Raw genomic sequence first — 18,352 nt, forward strand, 5'->3', positions numbered from 1 at the left:
ACGTCGGTTGCGGGGCCCTGTGGACTCGCAGCGACAGGTGCGGGGGCGCGGTCGCGGAGGGGAGAGCAGACGGCCGCCGTCGGTGCCCACGGCGTCATGCCCCGAGCTGCCTTCGCTCCTGCTGCGAGGCCGCGGCGGACTCCGGGGCGGGGGAGGAGAGCCGCCGGGCGAGCAGCTGCGCCAGATGCTCGCCCTGGCGGTCGGCCAGGGCGCTCAGTTGGGTACGGCAGCTGAAGCCGTCCGCCAGGACGCCCGTGTCCTGCGCAGCCTCGCGGACGGCGGGCAGGAGAGCGTGTTCGGCGACGGCGACGGAGACGTCGTGGTGACCGCGCTCGACGCCGAAGTTGCCCGCCAGTCCGCAGCAGCCGCCCAGGCGACTGACGTCGGCGCCCGCCCGGGTGAGGAGGCGCAGGTCCGTTTCCCAGCCCATGACGGCGTGGTGGTGGCAGTGCGGTTGGGCCACGAACGTGGTCGCGGACAGGTCGGGAGGCGCCCATCCCGGAGTGCTCTCCAGCAACTCCGCGAGGGTGCGGGTCGCGGCGGCGACCTCCGTCGCGGCGGCGGCGTCGTCACCGTCGAGCAACTCGGTGGCGTCGGCCCGCAGCACACCGGTGCAGGAGGGTTCGAGCCCGACGACCAGGGCTCCCGCGCGGACATGAGGTGCCAGCGCCCGCACGGTCGCGCCTATCCGGTTGCGTGCGCCGTCCAGCTGGCCGGTGGAGATCCAGGTCAGTCCGCAGCACACCGGCCGGTCGGTGACGGTGACCCGGTAGCCGGCGTCCTCCAGGACGGTGACCGCGGCCTGCCCCACCTCGGGTGAGAACGCATCCGTGAAGGTGTCGACGAACAGGACGACGTCGCCGTGCCGCGCCGCCCCTGCGTCCGGCCGCAGGGCGAACCAGCGCCGGAAGGAGGTGGTGGCGAAGGCGGGCAGCGGGCGGCGGGCGTCCACGCCGGCGCTCCAGGTGAGGAGCGGGTGCAGCGTGGGGGAGCGCAGCACCCTGTTCACGAGCCGGGTGAGCACGGGGAGCCGGGTGGCCAGGCGGGCCCACACGGGCAGCCGGCCCAGGGAGTAGTGGCTGCGGGGGCGCAGCCGTCGGCGGTAGCGCTGGTGCAGGGCCTCGGCCTTGTAGGCGGCCATGTCGGTACCGGTCGGGCAGTCCGAGGCGCAGCCCTTGCAGGACAGGCACAGATCCAGCGCGTCGTGCAGCGCCTTCGACCGCCAGCCGTCGGGCCCGAGCCGCCCGGAGACGACGTCCTGGAGCACGCGGGCGCGGCCGCGGGTGGAGTCCTTCTCCTCGCGGGTGGCGAGATAGCTGGGACACATCACGCCGCCCGCGGCCGAGGTGTCGGCGCGGCACTTGCCGACTCCGGTGCAGCGGTGCACGGCCATGGACAGGTCACCGCGGTCGTGCCGGTGGGCGAGGGAGAGGGTGGGCAGTTCCTGGCGGCGAAGGGGGCGGGCGTCTGCCAGGCGCACGGAGGCGTCCACCCGGGCGGGCCGCACGATGACACCGGGGTTGAGCAGGTCGTCGGGGTCGAAAAGAGTCTTGACGCGTGCGAAGAGGTCGATCGCGGCGGGGGAGTACATCAGCGGCAGCAGCTCCCCGCGGGCGCGCCCGTCACCGTGTTCGCCGGACATGGAGCCGCCGTGCCGGGCAACCGTCTCACCGGCCGCGAAGAGGAAGGCTCGCAGCGCGTCGGTGCCGCCCCGGGCGCCGAGCGGGAAGTCGATGCGCACGTGGACGCAGCCGTCACCGAAGTGGCCGTAGGGCAGGCCGGTCAGCCCGTGCTCGTCCAGCAGCGCCTCGAAGTCCCGCAGGTACGCGCCGAGCCGCTCGGGCGGCACGGCCGCGTCCTCCCAGCCGGCGTGCGCGGGTGCGCCGTCGGGCGTGCGTGCGGCCAGCCCGGCGCCGTCCTCCCGCATCCGCCACAGGGCAGCGGCTTGTCGGGGATCGGCGACCACGCGGGAGTCCAGTGCCCCGGCGTCCTTGACCAGCCGGGACGCTGCGGCGGTGAGCGACGCCGTCTCCTCGCCCGCCAGCTCGACCAGCAGCCAGCCCTGGCCGTGCGGGAGTTCGGGGACCCGTACGCTGCCCCGCCGGTCGGTGACGGCGCGGACGATGCGTGCGTCGATCCCCTCGCAGGCGACCGGCGCGTGCGCGAGCACCGTGGGTACGGCGTCCGCCGCAGCCGCCATCGTCGGGTAGCCGAGGGTGACCAGGAGGCGGGCCGGCGGGTCGGGGACGAGTCTCACACGTGCGGCCGAGGTGAGGCCGAGCGTGCCCTCGCTGCCGACGAGCGCGCGCGGGACGTCGAACCCGCGCTCCGGCAGGAGGTGTTCGAGGGAGTATCCGGAGACCTGGCGGGGGAAGCGGCCCAACTCGGTGCGGATGACGGCCAGGTCCGCGCGGACGGTCTCCGTCAGCCGCTCCAGGAGGGCCGAGCGCGCCGACGGCTCGGGCACGTCGCCCAGGCGCAACCGCTCGCCGGTGCCCGTGAGGACGTCGAGACCGAGGACGTTGTCGCTGGTGCGCCCGTAGCCCAGTGCCCGGCTGCCGCAGGCGTTGTTGCCGAGCATGCCGCCGAGGGTGGCGCGGTTGTGGGTGGAGGGGTCCGGGCCGAAACGCAGGCCGTGCGGGGCGGCAGCGCGCTGGAGACGGGCCTGGACGACGCCGGGTTCGACGAGTGCGGTGCGGGTGTGCGGGTCGATCTCCAGGATGCGGTCGAGGTGCCGGCTGGTGTCGACGACGACACCGGGGCCGACGGCGTTGCCCGCGATGGAGGTGCCGGCGCCGCGCATGGTGACGGGGACACCGTGTTCCCTGCACACGGACAGCACGGCGGCGATCTCGTCGGTGTGGCGGGGGAAGACGACGGCGCGGGGCGGAATGCGGTAGAGAGAGGCGTCGGAGGCGTACAGGGACTGTGCGAGTGGCGAGTCGTCGGTCTCCGCGACGCCGGTGCGGCGCAGGGCGGCGGCGATCTCGTCGGTGCGGCGGGAGGTGGAGGTGGACACGGTCACTGCCTTACGGGCGGAGGGAGCGGTCGGCTCTGCGGGGCGGGTACGGGCTCGCGAGCATCCGCTCGGGGGCGGCGCCGTACCAGCACGGCGATGAGGATCACCGACACCAGGCTCACGACGGACATGCCCACGATGTAGGCGACCATCAGCCAGGGGCTGCCGTCCCCCGCGTTCAGGAGGCTGGTGAGGATGAGCGGCGTGCAGCCGCTCGCGAAGACCCCGGAGATCTGGTAGACGAACGACACGCCGCTGTAGCGGACATGGGGCGGGAACAGTTCGGCGTACAAGGCCGCTTGCGGCCCGTACATGGCGCCGTAGAACAGGCCGAGCGCCACCACGAGCGTGCCGCCGATCACCAGGGCCGACCCGGTGTCGAAGAGAGCGAAGGCCGGTACCGCCGAGGCCCCGAAGAGCACGGCCCCCAGCCCGAAGGTACGCAGCCGGCCGAACCGGTCGGAGGCTGCTCCCCACAGCGGGATCATGGGCACGCACACCGCCGAGGCCACCATCACTCCGATGAGCGCATGGGTTCTGGGCACGTCCAGTTCGGTCGTGGTGTAGGAGATGGCGAAGACACCCCAGGTGTTGAAGGCGATGCCCTCGGCCATGCGGGTCCCCATGCCCAGCAGCAGGTTGAGCTTGCAGGTGCGCAGGAGCTCGACGACCGGGATACGGGCCTGCCCCTCGTCCTTCCGGACGGCCTGGAAGTCGGGGGTCTCGTACACCTGGAGGCGGATCCAGAGCCCGAGGAGGACGAGGACGGCGCTGAGGAGGAACGCGATGCGCCATCCCCAGGACAGGAACTGCTCGCTGGAGAGGGAACTGGAGAGCAGGGCGAACACACCGGTGCCGAGCATCAGTCCGGCCGGGACGCCGATCTGGGGCCAGCTCCCGTAGTAGCCCTTGCGGCCTTCGGGTGCGTGCTCGACCGACATGAGCACGGCCCCTCCCCACTCGCCGCCGATGCCGATCCCTTGCACGATGCGCAGGACGACCAGGAGTACGGGCGCCCAGATCCCGAGCGTGTCGTAGGTGGGGAGGAGACCGACGAGGAAGGTGCCGATGCCCATCAGGAACATGGTGGTGACGAGGGCGGTCTTGCGGCCGATCCGGTCGCCGAAGTGGCCGAAGATCATGCCGCCCAGGGGGCGGGCGACGAAGCCGACAGCGAAGGTGGCAAAGGAGATGAGCGTGCCGACGGCGCTGTCGAAGCTGGGAAAGAAGAGTTTGTCGAAGACGATTCCGGCGGCGGTGCCGTAGAGGAAGAAGTCGTACCACTCGATGGTGGTGCCGATGGCGCCGGCCAGGGCGACCTTACCGGTCGGAGTCTGCGCGGGTGCGGGCATGCGAATGCCTCCGGAGGGATGGCGCAGGGTGCGGGACGTGCAGGGGCGTGCCGGTCACCAGTTGCGCAGCGACTCGGAGAAGATGCGGTGGGCGGCTTCCGCCGTCAGGGGGCGGGGGGTGACGGAGAGTTGGCGGGACTGTTTCAGCGTGCCGGACACGAGGGTGTCGAGGTCGTCGTCGCTGAAGCCGAAGGCGGTGACGCCCTGCGGCATGCCGATGTCCTGCTGGAGTTCGCGCAGGACGCGGGGAAGGGCTTCGGCGCCCTCGTCGGGGTCGACCGGGCGTCCGCCGATCAGTTCGGCGGCGCGCAGGTGCCGCTGCGGGTTCGAGGGATACGTGAAGCGGAACGCCGCCATCGCGGTGGAGGCGACGGCCTGCCCGTGCGGCACCATGGGCATGGGCGGGTAGCCCTCGGCCTGGTAGTTCTCGACGGCGCCGGCGATCGGGTAGGCGTTGGCGTGCGGGATGTGGGTTCCGGCGTTGCCGAAGCCCATGCCGGTGACGGCTGAGGCGTAGGCCATGCCGTAGCGGGCGTCGAGGTCGTTGCCGTTCATCACCGCGCGGCGCAGGTGGGTGCCGACCAGTTCCATGGCCTTCTCGCACCACACGTCGCTGACGGGGTTGGCCCCGCAGAAGGCTGCGCGCGCCGCGGCGTGCGGGAAGGCGGGACGGGCGTCGAAGGAGAGGGCTGTGTAGCTCTCGGCCGCGTGGGTGAGGACGTCCATGCCGCTGGCAGCGGTGACCGCGGACGGCACGGACAGTGTCGTGAGCGGGTCGACGACCGCGAGCGCGGGCCGCAGCCGTGGGTGGCTGACGCCGGCCTTGAGGCGCAGGCTGAGCAGGTCGACGACGCAGATGGTGGTCGCCTCCGAGCCGGTGCCGGATGTCGTCGGTACGGCTATCAGCGGCCGGACCGGCTGGTCGGGGACCTTGCCGCCGCCGATGGGCGGGGCGATGTAGTCCATGAGGGTGCCGGGCTGGGTGGTGAGCAGGTTGACGGCCTTGGCGGTGTCCATGGCCGAGCCGCCGCCCACGGCGACGTAGCCGTCCCAGGGCCCCGAGCGAGCGAAGGCGACGGCTTCCTCGATGCTGGCGTCGGTCGGCTCGACGGCGACGCCGTCGAAGATGTCGACGTCCAGCCCGGCCGTCTTGACGGCGTGGGCGACCCGGTCGGGGACACCGCTGGCAGCGACACCCGGGTCGGTGATGATCAGGGGGTGGTGGACGCCGAGGGCCTGCAGGTCCTCGCCGATCTCGGCGAGGGCGCCGAGCCCGAACTTCAGGGGCGGTGCGGCCCAGGTGAAGACGGACTCGGTCGGGTGGTCGAAGGACGGCACGGGGCCTCCTCGTAGTCGGAGACGGTGTGGGCCGGTAGCCGTGCTCCGGGGCGGCGGACCGGTCGTTGGCCGAGAGCCGGGCCGTGGCCACCGCCGGGAGCGACGGTTTTGGAAGGCCATCCACATTGTGGAGTGAGTGGCACGCTAAGGGTGCCCGCAGGGAGCGTCAAGGGTCTTGCAGAAGCCGGTCGGTAGCGCCGGTAGGCTGCACGGGGGCGCGGGCCCGAAGCACCGTAGGGGCGAGAGGACGGAGGCCGCCTGCAGTGGGAGACACCTCGGAGCGGCACGGGCGCAGAACATCCGACAGCCCGGCCGGAACGCAGGCCGTCGGCCGGGCTCTTGCCGTCCTGCGGCTGTTCCTCGAAGCTGAGGACGACGTCCAGATCGCCGAGATCACCCAGCGTCTCGGCCTCACCCCGGGGACCGCCCACCGCATCGTGGGGGCCCTGGCGGCCGAAGGCTTCCTCGTCCGTAACCCCGCCACGGACGGCTACTACCTCGGCAGCACCGCCATCCTCCTCGGCCAGGCCGCTCAGCGGACGTTGGGCGCCGACCGTGCCATGCCGCTGCTGAAACAGCTCAACGCCGAGACCAACGAGTCGGTGAATCTCGTCGTGAGGGACGGTGACGAGTCGGTGGTGGTGATGCGGGTCCAGTCGACGCTGCCGCTCCGTTTCGAACAGCACCCCGGCGCACGGTTTCCGCTGTACTCCACGGCGTCCGGCAAGGCGATGATGAGCCGCGCGCACGACACGGCAGAGTACGTCCGCTCCCTCCCCGCACGCCTGGAGGCGGTCACCCCGCACACCGTCACCACGCCCCGGCAGCTCACCGAGGAGTTGGAGCGCACACGCGCACGCGGCTACAGCATCGACAACGAGGAGAACGTCGAGGGAGTCCGCTGCATCGGTGCGCCGGTGCTCGACGTGCACGGCCACGCCCATGCGGCCGTGGTCATCCAGGTGCCGTCCGTACGCCTGCCCGACGCACGTATCGAGAAGCTTGCGCCGCGGCTGGTCGAGGCGGCCGGCCAGGTGGCCCAGGTCGTCCCCTCGGACCGCACGATGCAGTCGGCACACCGGCGCGCCGAGCCGGGCCGCTGAGCCGCGGGGAACGCTCCGCGGCTCAGCGGCCCGGCCTTCCACCGGACGGGCGGCTCTCGGTGCGCGGAGCCGTCACGGTGGTGTGCGCAAGCCCCGTTCCGGATGTGCGAGGTCGTGCGGAAGGAGGCAGCAGGTCATCCGGACGAGGTGGGTCAGCTCTGCCCTCGGCGTCGGCGCAGGGCGTACGCCCCGAGAACCACCGCCAGGGTCAGGGTGCTGGCGACGAAGTCCATCCGGGTGTCGGGGAGGAAGGCCATCGTCAGGATCACGCAGCCCATCGCGGCGACCGTGAACCAGCTCAGGTACGGGTACCCCCACATCTTCAGCGTCAGCGCTCCCGGGTCCTCGCGCTCCAGACGTCGCCGCAGCCGCACCTGGGACAGCGCGACGAGCAGGTAGACGAAGAGCGCGACGGCTCCGTACGAGTGGACGATGAAGGAGAAGACGGTGTCGGGGGAGACGTAGGCGAAGACCACCGAGACGTACCCGAGGACGGTGGCCAGCAGGATGGCGCGGCGGGGCACCCCGTTGCGGCTGAGCCTGGTGAGGCCGCGCGGGGCGTCGCCGTTCCGGGTCAGCGCGAAGACGATGCGGGACGCACTGTAGAGGCCGGCGTTGAGCGCGGACAGGACGGCGACAAGGATGATCACCCGCATCACGTCGGCGGCTGCCGGTATCCCGATCTGCTGGAGCGCGGCCACGTAGGGACCGTCGCTCATGCTCTCGGCGTTCCACGGCACGATGGCCACGATGAGGAAGATCGAGCCGACGTAGAACAGCAGGACGCGCAGCACCACCGAGTGCGTGGCGCGGGCGACCGCCCGGCGCGGTTCGGTGGACTCAGCGGCGGCCAGCGCCGCGATCTCCGCGCCGGTGAAGAAGCCGACGGCCGGGATCACGGAGGTCAGGGCACGTCCGAGCCCCTTGGGCGCGAAGCCGCCGTGCCCGGTGAGGTTGCTCGCGTCCGCATGGGCTCCGGGCCACAGGCCGACGACGAAGACCAGTCCGACGACGAGGAAGACGACGATCGCGGCGACCTTCAACGAGGCGAACCAGTACTCGAACTCGCCGAAGGACTTCACCGAGAAGAGATTGACCACGGTGAGCAGCACCATCAGACACAGGCTGATGACCCACAGGTCGATGCCGGGCAGCCAGGCGTGCAGGATCGTGGCTCCGGTGACGGCCTCCAAGGCGACGACGTTGACCCAGAAATACCAGTAGAGCCAGCCGATGGTGAACCCTCCCCAAGACCCGAGGGAGAGCCGCGCATACGCGTAGAACGAGCCCACCGCCGGGCGGGCCACCGCCATCTCGCCGAGCATCCGCATCACGAGGATGGCGAGCCCGCCCGCCAGCAGGAACGAGAGGATGGAAACAGGTCCTGTCTCGCCGATGACGACACCGCTGCCGACGAACAGCCCGGCTCCGATCACCCCGCCCAGCGCGATCAGTGTCATGTGGCGTTGCTTGAGCCCGTCGCGCAGCCCCGCGCTGCCTCCCACGCTCCCGGACTCACCGGGCCCCCTCGGCTCGGTGGCGGCGTCCGGCCCGCCGGGAGATGCGGGGTCCTCGGCACGCTCGGGTGCGCCGGACACCGGTTCGGGCGCGCCCGGCGGCTGCGGTGTGGTCTCGGCCGTTCCGTCCTGTCGCACAGGGAGCCCCCTCAGCCGTGGACGCTGTGCGCCACGTCGTCCACCATCACCGCGACACCGGACAGCAGTTCGTCCAGCACCTCGCGGTCGGCCACCAGGGGCGGCGAGATCATCAGCATCGTGGCGCCCCGGTCGTCGGGCCGCAGCACCACTCCGGTCCTCCGGAACGCGGCGGGCAGCACCTCCCGCAGTATCCGCCCGGACTGCGCCTCGCTCAACTCCACGCCCGCCTCACGGTCGGCGGTGAACTCGACCGCGTAGAAGAAGCCCATGCCGCGGACCTCCTTGACGACCCGGTGCCGCTGCTTGATCTCCTCAAGACCGGCGCGCAGTTCGGGGCCGAGAGTGCGCACGTTGTCGAGCACGTGCTCGTCGCGCATCGCGGTGATGTTGGCGACCGCGACGGCCGTGGACACCGGGTGGCCGCCCCAGGTGGCACCGTGGGTGAACGTGCCGCCGAGCGGTGAGTCGAACAGGGCGCGCACCAGCGGCTCACGGGCGATCATGCCGCCGAGCGGTGCGTAGCCCGAGGTCGCGCCCTTGGCGAAGGTGATCATGTCGGGTACGACGCCGAAGGCGCCGCTCCCGAACCAGTGCCCCAGCCTGCCGAACGAGCAGATCACCTCGTCCGCGACCAGCAGCACTCCATGGCGGTCGCAGATCCTGCGCAGCTCCCGCCAGTAGCCGTCGGGCGGCACGAGCGCGCCGCGCCCGTTCTGCACCGGTTCGGCGAAGACGGCGGCCACGGTCCCGGGACCCTCCTCGATGATCGCCTGCTCGATGGCGCGCACGCACTCCAGCTCCGCGGCCGGTCCTTGATCGCCGGTCACACCGAGTGTGTGGGGTACGTGCCGCACGCCCTGGAGCAGGGGCTCGAACGGCTCCCGGATCTTCGGCAACCCGGTGACGGACAGGGCTCCCAGTGTCACCCCGTGGTAGGCCATGTGGCGGCTGATGATCTTCGTGCGCCCAGGCTGTCCCTGGCTCCTGTGGTACTGCCGTGCGAACTTGATCGCCGTCTCGACCGCCTCCGAGCCGGAGTTCACGAACCACGTCACGTCCAGGTCGCCCGGTGCCAGCTCGGCCACGAGGCTCGCGGCTTCCACAGACGGCGGGTGTGCGGCGCCCCAGTTGGTCGAGTACGCCATCGTCTCCATCTGCCGGGCGGCGGCCGAGACGATGTCGGAGCGGCTGTGGCCCATGTTCACGCAGAACAGGCCGGCCAGCCCGTCGAGGAACCGCCGTCCCTGCTCGTCGTAGAGGTGGCAGCCCTCGCTGCGGACGAAGACGGGCAGCTCGTCCCCTTGCCAGACGTCCCGCCGGGTGAAGTGCTGGCCCAGGTGCGCCTGCGCTTTGGTGCGCAGCGCGCTCCCGGTGGTGGTGGTCACGGTCATGAGGTGCTCCTTCCGGAGGCAGGGTTGTTGGTCAGTGCAGAAGGGAAGCGGCGTCGGCGTGCTCCAGGCCGTGGGCCTCGGCGACGGGCCGGTACGTCACCCGGCCGTCCAGCACGTTGACGCCCCGCAGCAGGGCGGGGTCGGCCTGGGCCGCGGCCGGCAGCCCCTTGGCGGCGATGGACAGGACGTAGGGGAGGGTGACGTTGGTGAGGGCGTAGGTGGAGGTGTTCGGCACGGCGCCGGGCATGTTGGCCACGCAGTAGAACAGCGAGTCGTGCACGTGGTACACGGGGTCGGCGTGTGTCGTGGGGCGCGAGTCCTCGCAGCACCCACCCTGGTCGACCGCGATGTCCACCAGCACCGATCCCGGGCGCATGCCGGAGACCATCCGGTTGGTGACGAGCTTGGGTGCCCGCGCCCCCGGAACCAGCACGGCCCCGATGACCAGGTCGGACTCCTTCACGGCCCGTTCGAGCTCGTACGCGTTCGAGGCGACTGTCGTGATGCGGCCCTGGTACATCCGGTCGGCGGCGCGCAGCTTGGCGACGTCGAGGTCGAGGAGCGTGACGTCGGCCCACATGCCGGTGGCCACGGCGACCGCGTTCATTCCCGAGACGCCCGCACCGATGACCGTGACCTTCGCCGGACGGGTACCGGAGACCCCGCCCATCAGGACGCCGCGTCCGCCGGCGGCGCGCATCAGGTGGTAGGCGCCGACCTGCGGCGCGAGCCGACCGGCCACCTCGGACATGGGGAAGAGCAGCGGCAGCGAACCGTCCGCGGGCTGTACCGTCTCGTAGGCGACCCCGGTGATGCCGGAGGCGAGCATCGCCTCGGTGCACTCCCGGGAGGCGGCGAGGTGCAGGTAGGTGAAGAGCGTCTGTCCGGCCCGCATCCGCGGGTACTCCTCGGCCACGGGTTCCTTCACCTTGAGGACCAGGTCGGCCTCGCCCCACACCTCCTCGGGGGTGCGCAACACGGAGGCGCCCGCAGCCTTGTAGTCGGTGTCGGCGATGGACGAGCCCGCGCCTGCCTCCTCCTCCACGTACACCGCATGGCCCGCGCGGGTCAGTTCGTGGACCCCGGACGGGGTGATGGCCACCCGGTACTCGTGGTTCTTGACCTCGCGGGGGATGCCGATCCTCATGACGAACTCCCATCTGTGCGGCTGTGTCCAGCGGCGGCGACGGGGTTTACCTTGCGAGTCCGCCTGGTCCGGTGGAAAGTGCCAGGACCGGCGGCTCTGATGGGACCAGACTGCGGGAGGCGGCATGCCACGCACGGTTTTCGAGGTGGACAGGGCTTCGGACGAGCCCCTCTACCGGCAGCTCCGCAAGGCGATCGAGCACGGCATAGGGTCCGGCCTGATGGATGCGGGCGGCCGGCTGCCCTCGTCCCGTGAACTGGCCCGTGAACTGGGGCTTTCCCGGAACACCGTGAACGCCGCCTACCAGGAGCTGGTTGCCGAAGGGTTCGTCGAGAGCCGCGCCCGACAGGGCCTGTACGTCAACCGGGAGATGCGACCGCACTGCGCCGTCGAACCGGACACCGTGGCCCGGCCCTACGACTGGGCCTCCCGCCTGCGCAACCTCCCGAGCCGGGCGGACCCGCTCCCACACATCGAGAAACAGAGCGACTGGGTCGGCTACCCGTATCCGTTCCTGGCGGGGCAGGTCGACTTCCGGGCCTTCCCCGCGCGAGCCTGGGCCCGGTCCCTCAACGATGCGCTGTACCACCCCCACGCACAGTTCAGCCTCCAGGACAGCATCGCCGCCGACGACCCGCTGCTGGCGGAGACGCTGTGCACCCGGCTGCTGCCCGCCAGGGGCGTACGTGCCGAACCGGACGAGGTCCTGGTCACCGTGGGGTCGCAGCAGGGCCTCGATCTGCTCAGCAGGGCGTTGCTGAAGCCCGGCTCGCACGTTGCGGTCGAGGACCCGGGCTACCTGGACGCACGGCACATCTTCGCCCGCGCCGGGGCGGACCTGCTGCCGCTCCCCGTCAACGCCTCGGGCCTGCAGCCACCCGCCACCCTCCACGGCACGGACCTGCTGCACGTCACCCCCAGCCACCACCACCCGACGAATGTCACGCTCGGTATCGGCCGCCGCCGTGAACTGCTGGCGCTCGCCCGCGAGTCGGGCACCGTGATCGTCGAGGACGACTACGACAGCGAGTTCCGCTACCAGGGCCGGCCCACACCGGCGCTCAAGGCTCTGGACGAGACAGGGCAGGTCGTCTACCTGGGAACCTTCTCGAAGTTCCTCGCACCCGGGCTGCGCCTCGGCTACCTGGTGGGTTCCCGGGAACTGATCCGCGAACTGCGCGACATCCGCCGCTACTCGGTACGGCACCCTTCGGGACATACACAGCGGGCCCTGGCGCTGTTCATCCGCTCCGGCGAGTACCACCGGGCCGTACGGCGCTACCGCACGCGGCTGATGCGCAAATGGGAGGCGGCCTGTGCGGCCGCCGACACCTACCTGTGGCGCTGCTCGCCCCCGCCGGGCGGTGTCAGCCTCTGGATGACAGGGCCCGACGGCCTCGACGGGCGCCGCCTGGCACAGCTGGCCCAGCAGCGGGGGGTGCTGATCGAACCCGGCGACCTCTACTTCCTGGGGGAGCGTCCCCCTCGCAACCATTTCCGCATCGGCCTGGCAGCGCCCCAACTCGCGATGATCGACCCGGGCATCGCCCTCCTGGGAGAGCTGGTGGAGGCAGCCACCGACCACGCGTGACGTGACCGGCACGGCACGGATGGCGGGGCTTGTTCGCGCCCGTGCGAGCGGGGCACCACGCGCCACGTACCGCTGATGCCGTGAGGTCTGCGCAGAAACCTCTGCCGAAGGCGTCCCCCTCAGTGAGATGGCCGGTCGCAGGCTGCGGGGAGCAGCCGTGTCGAACGGGTCAGCGGGTCGGCCGGATCCAGGGAGGAGGTCCGGGACAGATACGGGCTCAGGTCTCCGCCCACCGTCAGCCCGTGCAGCTCCACCATCCCCTCCGCCTCGATCCGTGCGGCGACCGACGCCAGGTGGGTGTCCAGCAGGTGCCGTCCGCAGGCCTGCACCGTGGCGCTGTCCATCGGCCCGCCGTCCGAGACGAGGATCAGCAGGCGGCGTCTCTCCGGCCGCCCGGCTGCACGGCGGGAGGCCCACTCCACCGCTTCGCCGCCCACGCCCTCGCGGTAGAGGCTGGGTTGCAGCAGCGCGGCGAGAGCCGGCCGCGCACGGCGGTAAGGCGTGTCGGCGTCCTTGACGAGAAGGTGCAGCCGCTCGTTGAGCCGCCCGGGAAGGGGAGGCCGCCCCGCACGGAGCCAGTCGCGGTGAGCGCGCCCGCCGTGCCAGGAGGACGTGGTGAATCCCAGGACCTCGCTCGCCGCGCCTGCCAGCTCCAAAGCGCGGACCCACACGTCGAGCAGGGCCGCGAGCTGTTCCCTGTGCTGCTTCATCGAGCCGGAGCAGTCCAGCAGGAAGGTCACCGAGGTGTCCATGAGCGGCCCGGTCCGCTCGGTGCGGAACACGTGCCGTTCGGCGGGGGAGACCACCAGCCGGGCCAGCGCCCTCCCGTCGACCAGCCCCTCCTCGCGGCCCCCTGTCCAGCCGTCGGTGCCGGGCAGGGACAGGCGTGTGCGCAGTTCTCTGGCCAGCCGTGCCGTGTGCGGACGCTGCTCGTCGAGGCGCTGGTCCAGTCGGGCACGGAAGGCGTCGATCAGCGCCGGGCGGACGAGCGTGCGCACGGCGCACTCCCGGTCGTAAGCGGTGGTGAAGACGCGGTAGCCCTGTGCGCCGTGCTCACCCTGGGTGCCGCAGCCGGAGACGACGACTCCCTCCGCCGGGCCCCCGTCACCTTCCGCGTCGTCGTCCAGCAGCAGTGCGAACTGCGGATCCCGCTCCGACCTGGGCCGGCTGCGGCCCTCCCGTCCGGCGGCACCCTCGTCGAGCATCGCGGCAACCCCACGGGCCACGGCCAGCGCGTGCGGCGCGTACGCGGCCTGGTCCGCGCGGTGGCGCCGCAGCGCCGCGAGGTGCCGGCCCAGGCGTGCGGCGAGCGCCGCACGTGTGGCCTCGATCAGGTCCTCGGTCTCCGCGAGCACCGGTGTCCCCAGCACCCGGGAGCGGCAGACCTCCAGGGTGGTGTGGAGCAGCAGGCCGCGCGCCGTCTCCGTCAGCCCCGCGTGGTGGAAGGCACGGGCCTGTTCGGTGTGGCGGCGGCGCAGGTTGCGCACTGCGCCCGGCAGCTCGGGCGGGACCTGGGACTCGGCCCGGTACTGCTCCAGCGCTTCGAACAGCAGGCGCTCGACCGGCCCCTCGGGGAGCATCCTGGCGTGCAGCGCGGCGTCGGAGCGGAGGAGCCGCAGGGCCAGCCCGTCCGCCACCCCGCGCAGCGCCTGCGCGCCGTCGTCGGGGGAGTGCCGCAGGTGAGGGGCGTGCACCCGCACCGGAGTGCGGCCCTGATGCAGCCGGTGGCCGCGGAAGGTGAGCCCCGGAGTGCCGCTCAGCGCCCGTACGGCTGCCGCACAAAGCTCCTCGGCAAAGGGCCCCGTCATGCCTCCTCCAGCTCCTGGTCGAAGCAGCGCTGGAACAGCTCGGCGACGAGGGAGCGTTCGTCCTCCTCGCACTTGTTCAGGAACGACAGCCGGAAGGCGAGCGCCGTGTCGTCGAACAGCTCGGTGTTCTCCGCCCAGGTGATGACCGTCCGGGGCGACATGAGGGTGGAAAGGTCGCCGGCCCGGAACCCGGAGCGCGTCAACCCGGCGAGCGCGACCATCGCGTCCACGAGAGCGGGGTCACCGAGTCCGGGGACGCGGGCCCTCACGATCGCGGCCTCCTCGTGCGGGGCCATGTGGCCGAGCGTGGCGACGATGTTCCAGCGGTCCATCTGCGCGTGGTTGAGCCGCTGCGCACCCCGGTAGAGGCCGTACGGGTCACCGAGGCCGACGGTGTTGGCGGTGGCGAAGAGCCGGAAGGCCGGGTGCGGCTCCAGGACCCGGTTCTGGTCGAGCAGCGTGAACCTGCCGTCGCGCTCCAGCAGCCGCTGGATCACGAACATCACCTCGGGCCGCCCCGCGTCGTACTCGTCCAGGACAAGTGCGACCGGCCGTTGGAGTGCCCAGGGGACGATCCCCTCCTGGAACGCGGTGACCTGCTTGCCGTCCCGCAGCGTGACCGTGTCCTTGCCGACCAGGTCGAGCCGGCTGAGGTGCCCGTCCAGGTTGACACGGACACAGGGCCAGTTGAGGCGCGCCGCGATCTGCTCGATGTGGGTGGATTTCCCCGTGCCGTGCGGGCCCTGGAGCAGTACCCGGCGGTTGTGCGTGAAGCCCGCGAGAAGCGCGAGGGTGGCGTCCGGGTCGAAGCGGTATGCGGGGTCCCGCTCCGGTACATGTGCGGAGGACTCGCGGTACGCGGGGACCTTGAGGTCGGTGGGAACGCCGAAGACCTGCCGGGCGCTCACCCACGTGTCCGGAGCCGTCCCCTCGTGCACGGTTGCCGCCTGCGATGCCACGTCGTTCATTCCTGTCCTCCTTCGTGCTCGACGCGGGCGATGGCCTCGGCCGCGCGCTGGAGCGCGGGCAACAGGTCCAGCGCCTTGTCGGCGGTGAGCCGCATGACGGGTGCCTGGACGGCGACACACTGGTTGGAGCGGCCTTCGGGGGTCGGTACCAGCACGGCCACGCACACCAGGCCGGGCAGGAACTCCTCGTCGTCCACCGCGAAACCGTCCCGGCGTACGCGGGTGAACTCCTCCTCCAGCGGCCCCGGGGCGGTCACCGTCCTGGGCGTGTACTGCTTCAGCGGGGCGTGCGAGAGGAGTTTTCCGCGCTGGGCGGGGCTCATCTGGGAAAGGATCATCTTGCCGCTCGCCGAGCAGTGGGCGGGGACGCGCGAGCCGGGGCGCAGGTAGAAGCGCAGCGGCTCAGGGGTCTCGACGCGGTCGAGGTAGACGACCTCGTTGCCGGAGAGGGCCGTGATGTTGCAGCTTTCGCCGATCTCCTCCACCAGGCTGCGCAGCACCGCGTGCCGGGCGCCGTGGTGCGTGGCGTTGAGCAGCAGGTTCTCGGCCAGTCTGCGCAGCCGGACGCCGGTGCCGTAGTGCCGTCCGTCGCTCTGCCGCACCAGCAGACCCGCGCCCTCCATCTGCTGGAGCATGCGGTGCAGCGTCGGTTTCGGCATGCCCGTCTCGTCGACCAGGTCCTGAAGGGTGACGAGACGGTCCTTCGCGGCGATCAGTTCCAGCAGGGCGAACAGCCGCAGAGTGGGCGTGTCGCCGTTGAGTGCGTCCATGGGACGTGCCTCCGTGACGGGTGCTGCGCGGGCGAGGGGTGCGGGTCACCGGGACCGGCCCGGTGACGACCGCGTTCCGAAAAACAAGCTAGCAGGTACCGATTTACGGAACGCATGGTTGACGGGCCTGAGACCGGCTCCCTATGGTCCGGAAAGATTCCGTTTTCAGGAACACGACGTACCGATTCCTTGCCTGCCGCAGCGGGTTGCCCGTGCCCCGGGGCGCCTCTGGGCCCGGCCTGCCGCACGGACCGGGCCGACATCGCGCGCCGCACTTCAGTGAAGGAGCTGGACCATGAGCGAGCAGCAGAAGATGACCCCCTCCGAAGCCTTCGTCGAGACGCTGGCCGCCAACGGCGTGACCGACATCTTCGGCATCATGGGCTCGGCGTTCATGGACGCGATGGACATCTTCGCGCCCGCCGGTATACGCCTCGTACCGGTCGTCCACGAGCAGGGCGCCGCACACATGGCCGACGGATACGCCCGCGTCAGCGGACGGCACGGCGTCGTCATCGGCCAGAACGGCCCCGGCATCAGCAACTGCGTCACCGCCGTCGCCGCCGCCTTCTGGGCGCACAGCCCGGTCGTCATGATCACGCCGGAAGCCGGCACGATGGGCATGGGCCTGGGCGGCTTCCAGGAGGCCCACCAGCTCCCCATGTTCCAGGAGTTCACCAAGTACCAGGCACATGTGAACAACCCGCGGCGGATGGCCGAGTTCACCGCACGCGCCTTCGACCGCGCGATGTCCGAGATCGGGCCCACCCAGCTCAACATCCCCCGTGACCACTTCTACGGCGAGATCGAGACGGAGATCCCGCAGCCGATGCGCGTCGACAGGGGCGCGGGCGGCGAACGCAGCCTCAACGAGGCCGCGGAACTCCTGGCCACGGCCGAGTTCCCCGTGATCATCTCGGGTGGCGGCGTCGTCATGGCCGACGGCGTGGAGCAGTGCAAGGCGCTCGCCGAGCGGCTGGGCGCACCCGTCGTCAACAGCTACCAGCACAACGACTCCTTCCCGGCGAGCCACCCCCAGTGGTGCGGCCCGCTCGGCTACCAGGGGTCCAAGGCCGCGATGAAGCTGATCTCCCAGGCCGATGTCGTGGTGGCCCTCGGTACCCGTCTCGGCCCCTTCGGCACCCTGCCTCAGCACGGCATGGACTACTGGCCCAAGAACGCGAAGATCATCCAGATCGACGCCGACCACAAGATGCTCGGCCTGGTCAAGAAGATCACCGTCGGCATCTGCGGTGACGCCGCCGCAGCAGCCGACGCCCTCACACGGCGGCTGGAGGGCAGGAACCTGGCCTGCGACGCCACGCGTGAGCAGCGCGCGGCGCACACCGCGCAGGAGAAGGAGGCCTGGGAGACCGAGCTCGCCGAGTGGACCCACGAACGCGACCCCTACAGCCTCGACATGATCGCCGAGCAGGACGCCGAGGAAGGCAACTGGCTCCACCCCCGGCAGGTGCTCCGCGAGCTGGAGAAGGCCATGCCGCAGCGCGTCATGGTCTCCACCGACATCGGCAACATCAACTCGGTGGCCCACAGCTACCTGCGCTTCGAGGAACCCCGCTCCTTCTTCGCCCCGATGAGCTTCGGCAACTGCGGTTACGCGCTGCCCACCATCATCGGCGCCAAGGCCGCTGCCATGGACCGGCCCGCGATCGCCTACGCCGGCGACGGCGCCTGGGGCATGAGCATGGGCGAGGTCATGACGGCGGTGCGCCACGACATCCCCGTCACCGCGGTCGTCTTCCACAACCGCCAGTGGGGCGCCGAGAAGAAGAACCAGGTCGACTTCTACGACCGGCGGTTCGTCGCCGGTGAACTGGAGAGCGAGAGCTTCGCGGGCATCGGCCGGGCCATGGGCGCCGAGGGAATCGTCGTCGACGAACTCGAAGAGGTCGGCCCCGCACTCCAGCGCGCCGTGGACCTGCAGATGAACGAGGGGAAGACCACGGTCCTGGAAATCATGTGCACCCGTGAGCTGGGCGACCCGTTCCGGCGGGACGCACTGCAAAAGCCCGTGCGCTTCCTGGAGAAGTACCAGGACTACGTGTAGAAGCCGCGGTATCCGGACGGGTGACCTCCCGATCCGGCCGGGAGCGGGAGGGGCGGCTCTCCCTCACCGCCGCCCCTTCCCGTGCGTCCGGCCGGCCGTCTGCCCCAGTGGCCCGTCCCCTCCGCAGCACCGTTCTCTC

General features: G+C 71.3%; 12 protein-coding genes. 3 read left to right on the forward strand and 9 right to left on the reverse strand.

The window, feature by feature from the left end; genetic code table 11:
- Positions 1 to 94 precede the first annotated feature (94 nt).
- The 3 genes from H297_RS36730 to H297_RS0116530 are packed head-to-tail and all read right to left on the reverse strand — an operon-like array spanning position 95 to position 5,709.
- Positions 95 to 3,019, reverse strand: a complete 2,925-nt coding sequence (locus tag H297_RS36730) for an FAD-binding oxidoreductase (RefSeq protein WP_051351902.1) — start codon at positions 3,017 to 3,019, stop codon at positions 95 to 97.
- A 2-nt stretch (positions 3,020 to 3,021) separates the two neighbouring features.
- Positions 3,022 to 4,371 (reverse strand): MFS transporter, encoded by a 1,350-nt coding sequence (locus H297_RS0116525; RefSeq protein ID WP_027737967.1) that lies wholly within the window; start codon positions 4,369 to 4,371, stop codon positions 3,022 to 3,024.
- A gap of 54 nt (positions 4,372 to 4,425) precedes the next feature.
- A complete protein-coding gene (locus H297_RS0116530; protein WP_027737968.1) occupies positions 4,426 to 5,709 on the reverse strand; it encodes an iron-containing alcohol dehydrogenase in 1,284 nt (427 codons plus the stop codon).
- A 263-nt stretch (positions 5,710 to 5,972) separates the two neighbouring features.
- Here H297_RS0116530 and H297_RS36735 point away from each other — a divergent pair, with 263 nt between their 5' ends.
- On the forward strand, positions 5,973 to 6,812 hold the full coding sequence (locus H297_RS36735) for an IclR family transcriptional regulator (protein WP_078514181.1): 840 nt from the start codon (positions 5,973 to 5,975) through the stop codon (positions 6,810 to 6,812).
- A 152-nt stretch (positions 6,813 to 6,964) separates the two neighbouring features.
- On the opposite strand, the gene H297_RS36740 is transcribed toward H297_RS36735, so the two are convergent.
- From H297_RS36740 to ald, 3 genes are read right to left on the reverse strand one after another with little or no spacing between them, the layout of a single operon-like run.
- Positions 6,965 to 8,467 carry an amino acid permease gene (locus H297_RS36740; RefSeq protein ID WP_064744836.1) on the reverse strand — a complete coding sequence of 501 codons (1,503 nt, stop codon included), beginning with the start codon at positions 8,465 to 8,467 and terminating at the stop codon, positions 6,965 to 6,967.
- A gap of 11 nt (positions 8,468 to 8,478) precedes the next feature.
- The gene (locus H297_RS0116545; protein ID WP_027737969.1) at positions 8,479 to 9,861 is read right to left on the reverse strand and encodes an aspartate aminotransferase family protein; all 1,383 of its coding nucleotides are present in this window, start codon (positions 9,859 to 9,861) and stop codon (positions 8,479 to 8,481) included.
- A 31-nt stretch (positions 9,862 to 9,892) separates the two neighbouring features.
- Positions 9,893 to 11,008 (reverse strand): alanine dehydrogenase, encoded by a 1,116-nt coding sequence (gene ald / locus H297_RS0116550; RefSeq protein ID WP_027737970.1) that lies wholly within the window; start codon positions 11,006 to 11,008, stop codon positions 9,893 to 9,895.
- Positions 11,009 to 11,132: 124 nt separating this feature from the next.
- Between ald and pdxR the strand changes: the two genes are divergently transcribed.
- The gene (gene pdxR / locus H297_RS0116555) at positions 11,133 to 12,599 is read left to right on the forward strand and encodes a MocR-like pyridoxine biosynthesis transcription factor PdxR (RefSeq protein WP_027737971.1); all 1,467 of its coding nucleotides are present in this window, start codon (positions 11,133 to 11,135) and stop codon (positions 12,597 to 12,599) included.
- 119 nt (positions 12,600 to 12,718) lie between these two features.
- Here the strand turns inward: pdxR and H297_RS0116560 are convergent, their stop codons facing one another.
- Genes H297_RS0116560 through H297_RS0116570 form a run of 3 tightly spaced genes read right to left on the reverse strand, consistent with a single transcriptional unit; the run spans position 12,719 to position 16,145 of the window.
- Positions 12,719 to 14,407 carry a cobaltochelatase CobT-related protein gene (locus H297_RS0116560; RefSeq protein ID WP_027737972.1) on the reverse strand — a complete coding sequence of 563 codons (1,689 nt, stop codon included), beginning with the start codon at positions 14,405 to 14,407 and terminating at the stop codon, positions 12,719 to 12,721.
- On the reverse strand, positions 14,404 to 15,375 hold the full coding sequence (locus tag H297_RS0116565) for an AAA family ATPase (protein ID WP_051351903.1): 972 nt from the start codon (positions 15,373 to 15,375) through the stop codon (positions 14,404 to 14,406). Before H297_RS0116565 ends, H297_RS0116560 begins: the two co-directional genes overlap by 4 nt.
- Positions 15,372 to 16,145 carry an IclR family transcriptional regulator gene (locus H297_RS0116570; protein ID WP_027737974.1) on the reverse strand — a complete coding sequence of 258 codons (774 nt, stop codon included), beginning with the start codon at positions 16,143 to 16,145 and terminating at the stop codon, positions 15,372 to 15,374. The genes H297_RS0116565 and H297_RS0116570 overlap by 4 nt, the downstream gene beginning before the upstream one ends.
- A gap of 295 nt (positions 16,146 to 16,440) precedes the next feature.
- Here H297_RS0116570 and xsc point away from each other — a divergent pair, with 295 nt between their 5' ends.
- A complete protein-coding gene (gene xsc, locus H297_RS0116575; RefSeq protein WP_027737975.1) occupies positions 16,441 to 18,213 on the forward strand; it encodes a sulfoacetaldehyde acetyltransferase in 1,773 nt (590 codons plus the stop codon).
- Positions 18,214 to 18,352 lie beyond the last annotated feature (139 nt).

The organism is Streptomyces sp. CNT360 (assembly GCF_000424785.1).

Coding starts and splice junctions, on each gene's coding strand:
- H297_RS0116525 (WP_027737967.1), bottom strand. CDS start 4,371: ATGCCCGCACCCGCGCAGACTCCGACCGGTAAGGTCGCCCTGGCCGGC.
- H297_RS0116545 (WP_027737969.1), bottom strand. CDS start 9,861: ATGACCGTGACCACCACCACCGGGAGCGCGCTGCGCACCAAAGCGCAG.
- ald (WP_027737970.1), bottom strand. CDS start 11,008: ATGAGGATCGGCATCCCCCGCGAGGTCAAGAACCACGAGTACCGGGTG.
- pdxR (WP_027737971.1), top strand. CDS start 11,133: ATGCCACGCACGGTTTTCGAGGTGGACAGGGCTTCGGACGAGCCCCTC.
- H297_RS0116560 (WP_027737972.1), bottom strand. CDS start 14,407: ATGACGGGGCCCTTTGCCGAGGAGCTTTGTGCGGCAGCCGTACGGGCG.
- H297_RS0116565 (WP_051351903.1), bottom strand. CDS start 15,375: ATGAACGACGTGGCATCGCAGGCGGCAACCGTGCACGAGGGGACGGCT.
- H297_RS0116570 (WP_027737974.1), bottom strand. CDS start 16,145: ATGGACGCACTCAACGGCGACACGCCCACTCTGCGGCTGTTCGCCCTG.
- xsc (WP_027737975.1), top strand. CDS start 16,441: ATGAGCGAGCAGCAGAAGATGACCCCCTCCGAAGCCTTCGTCGAGACG.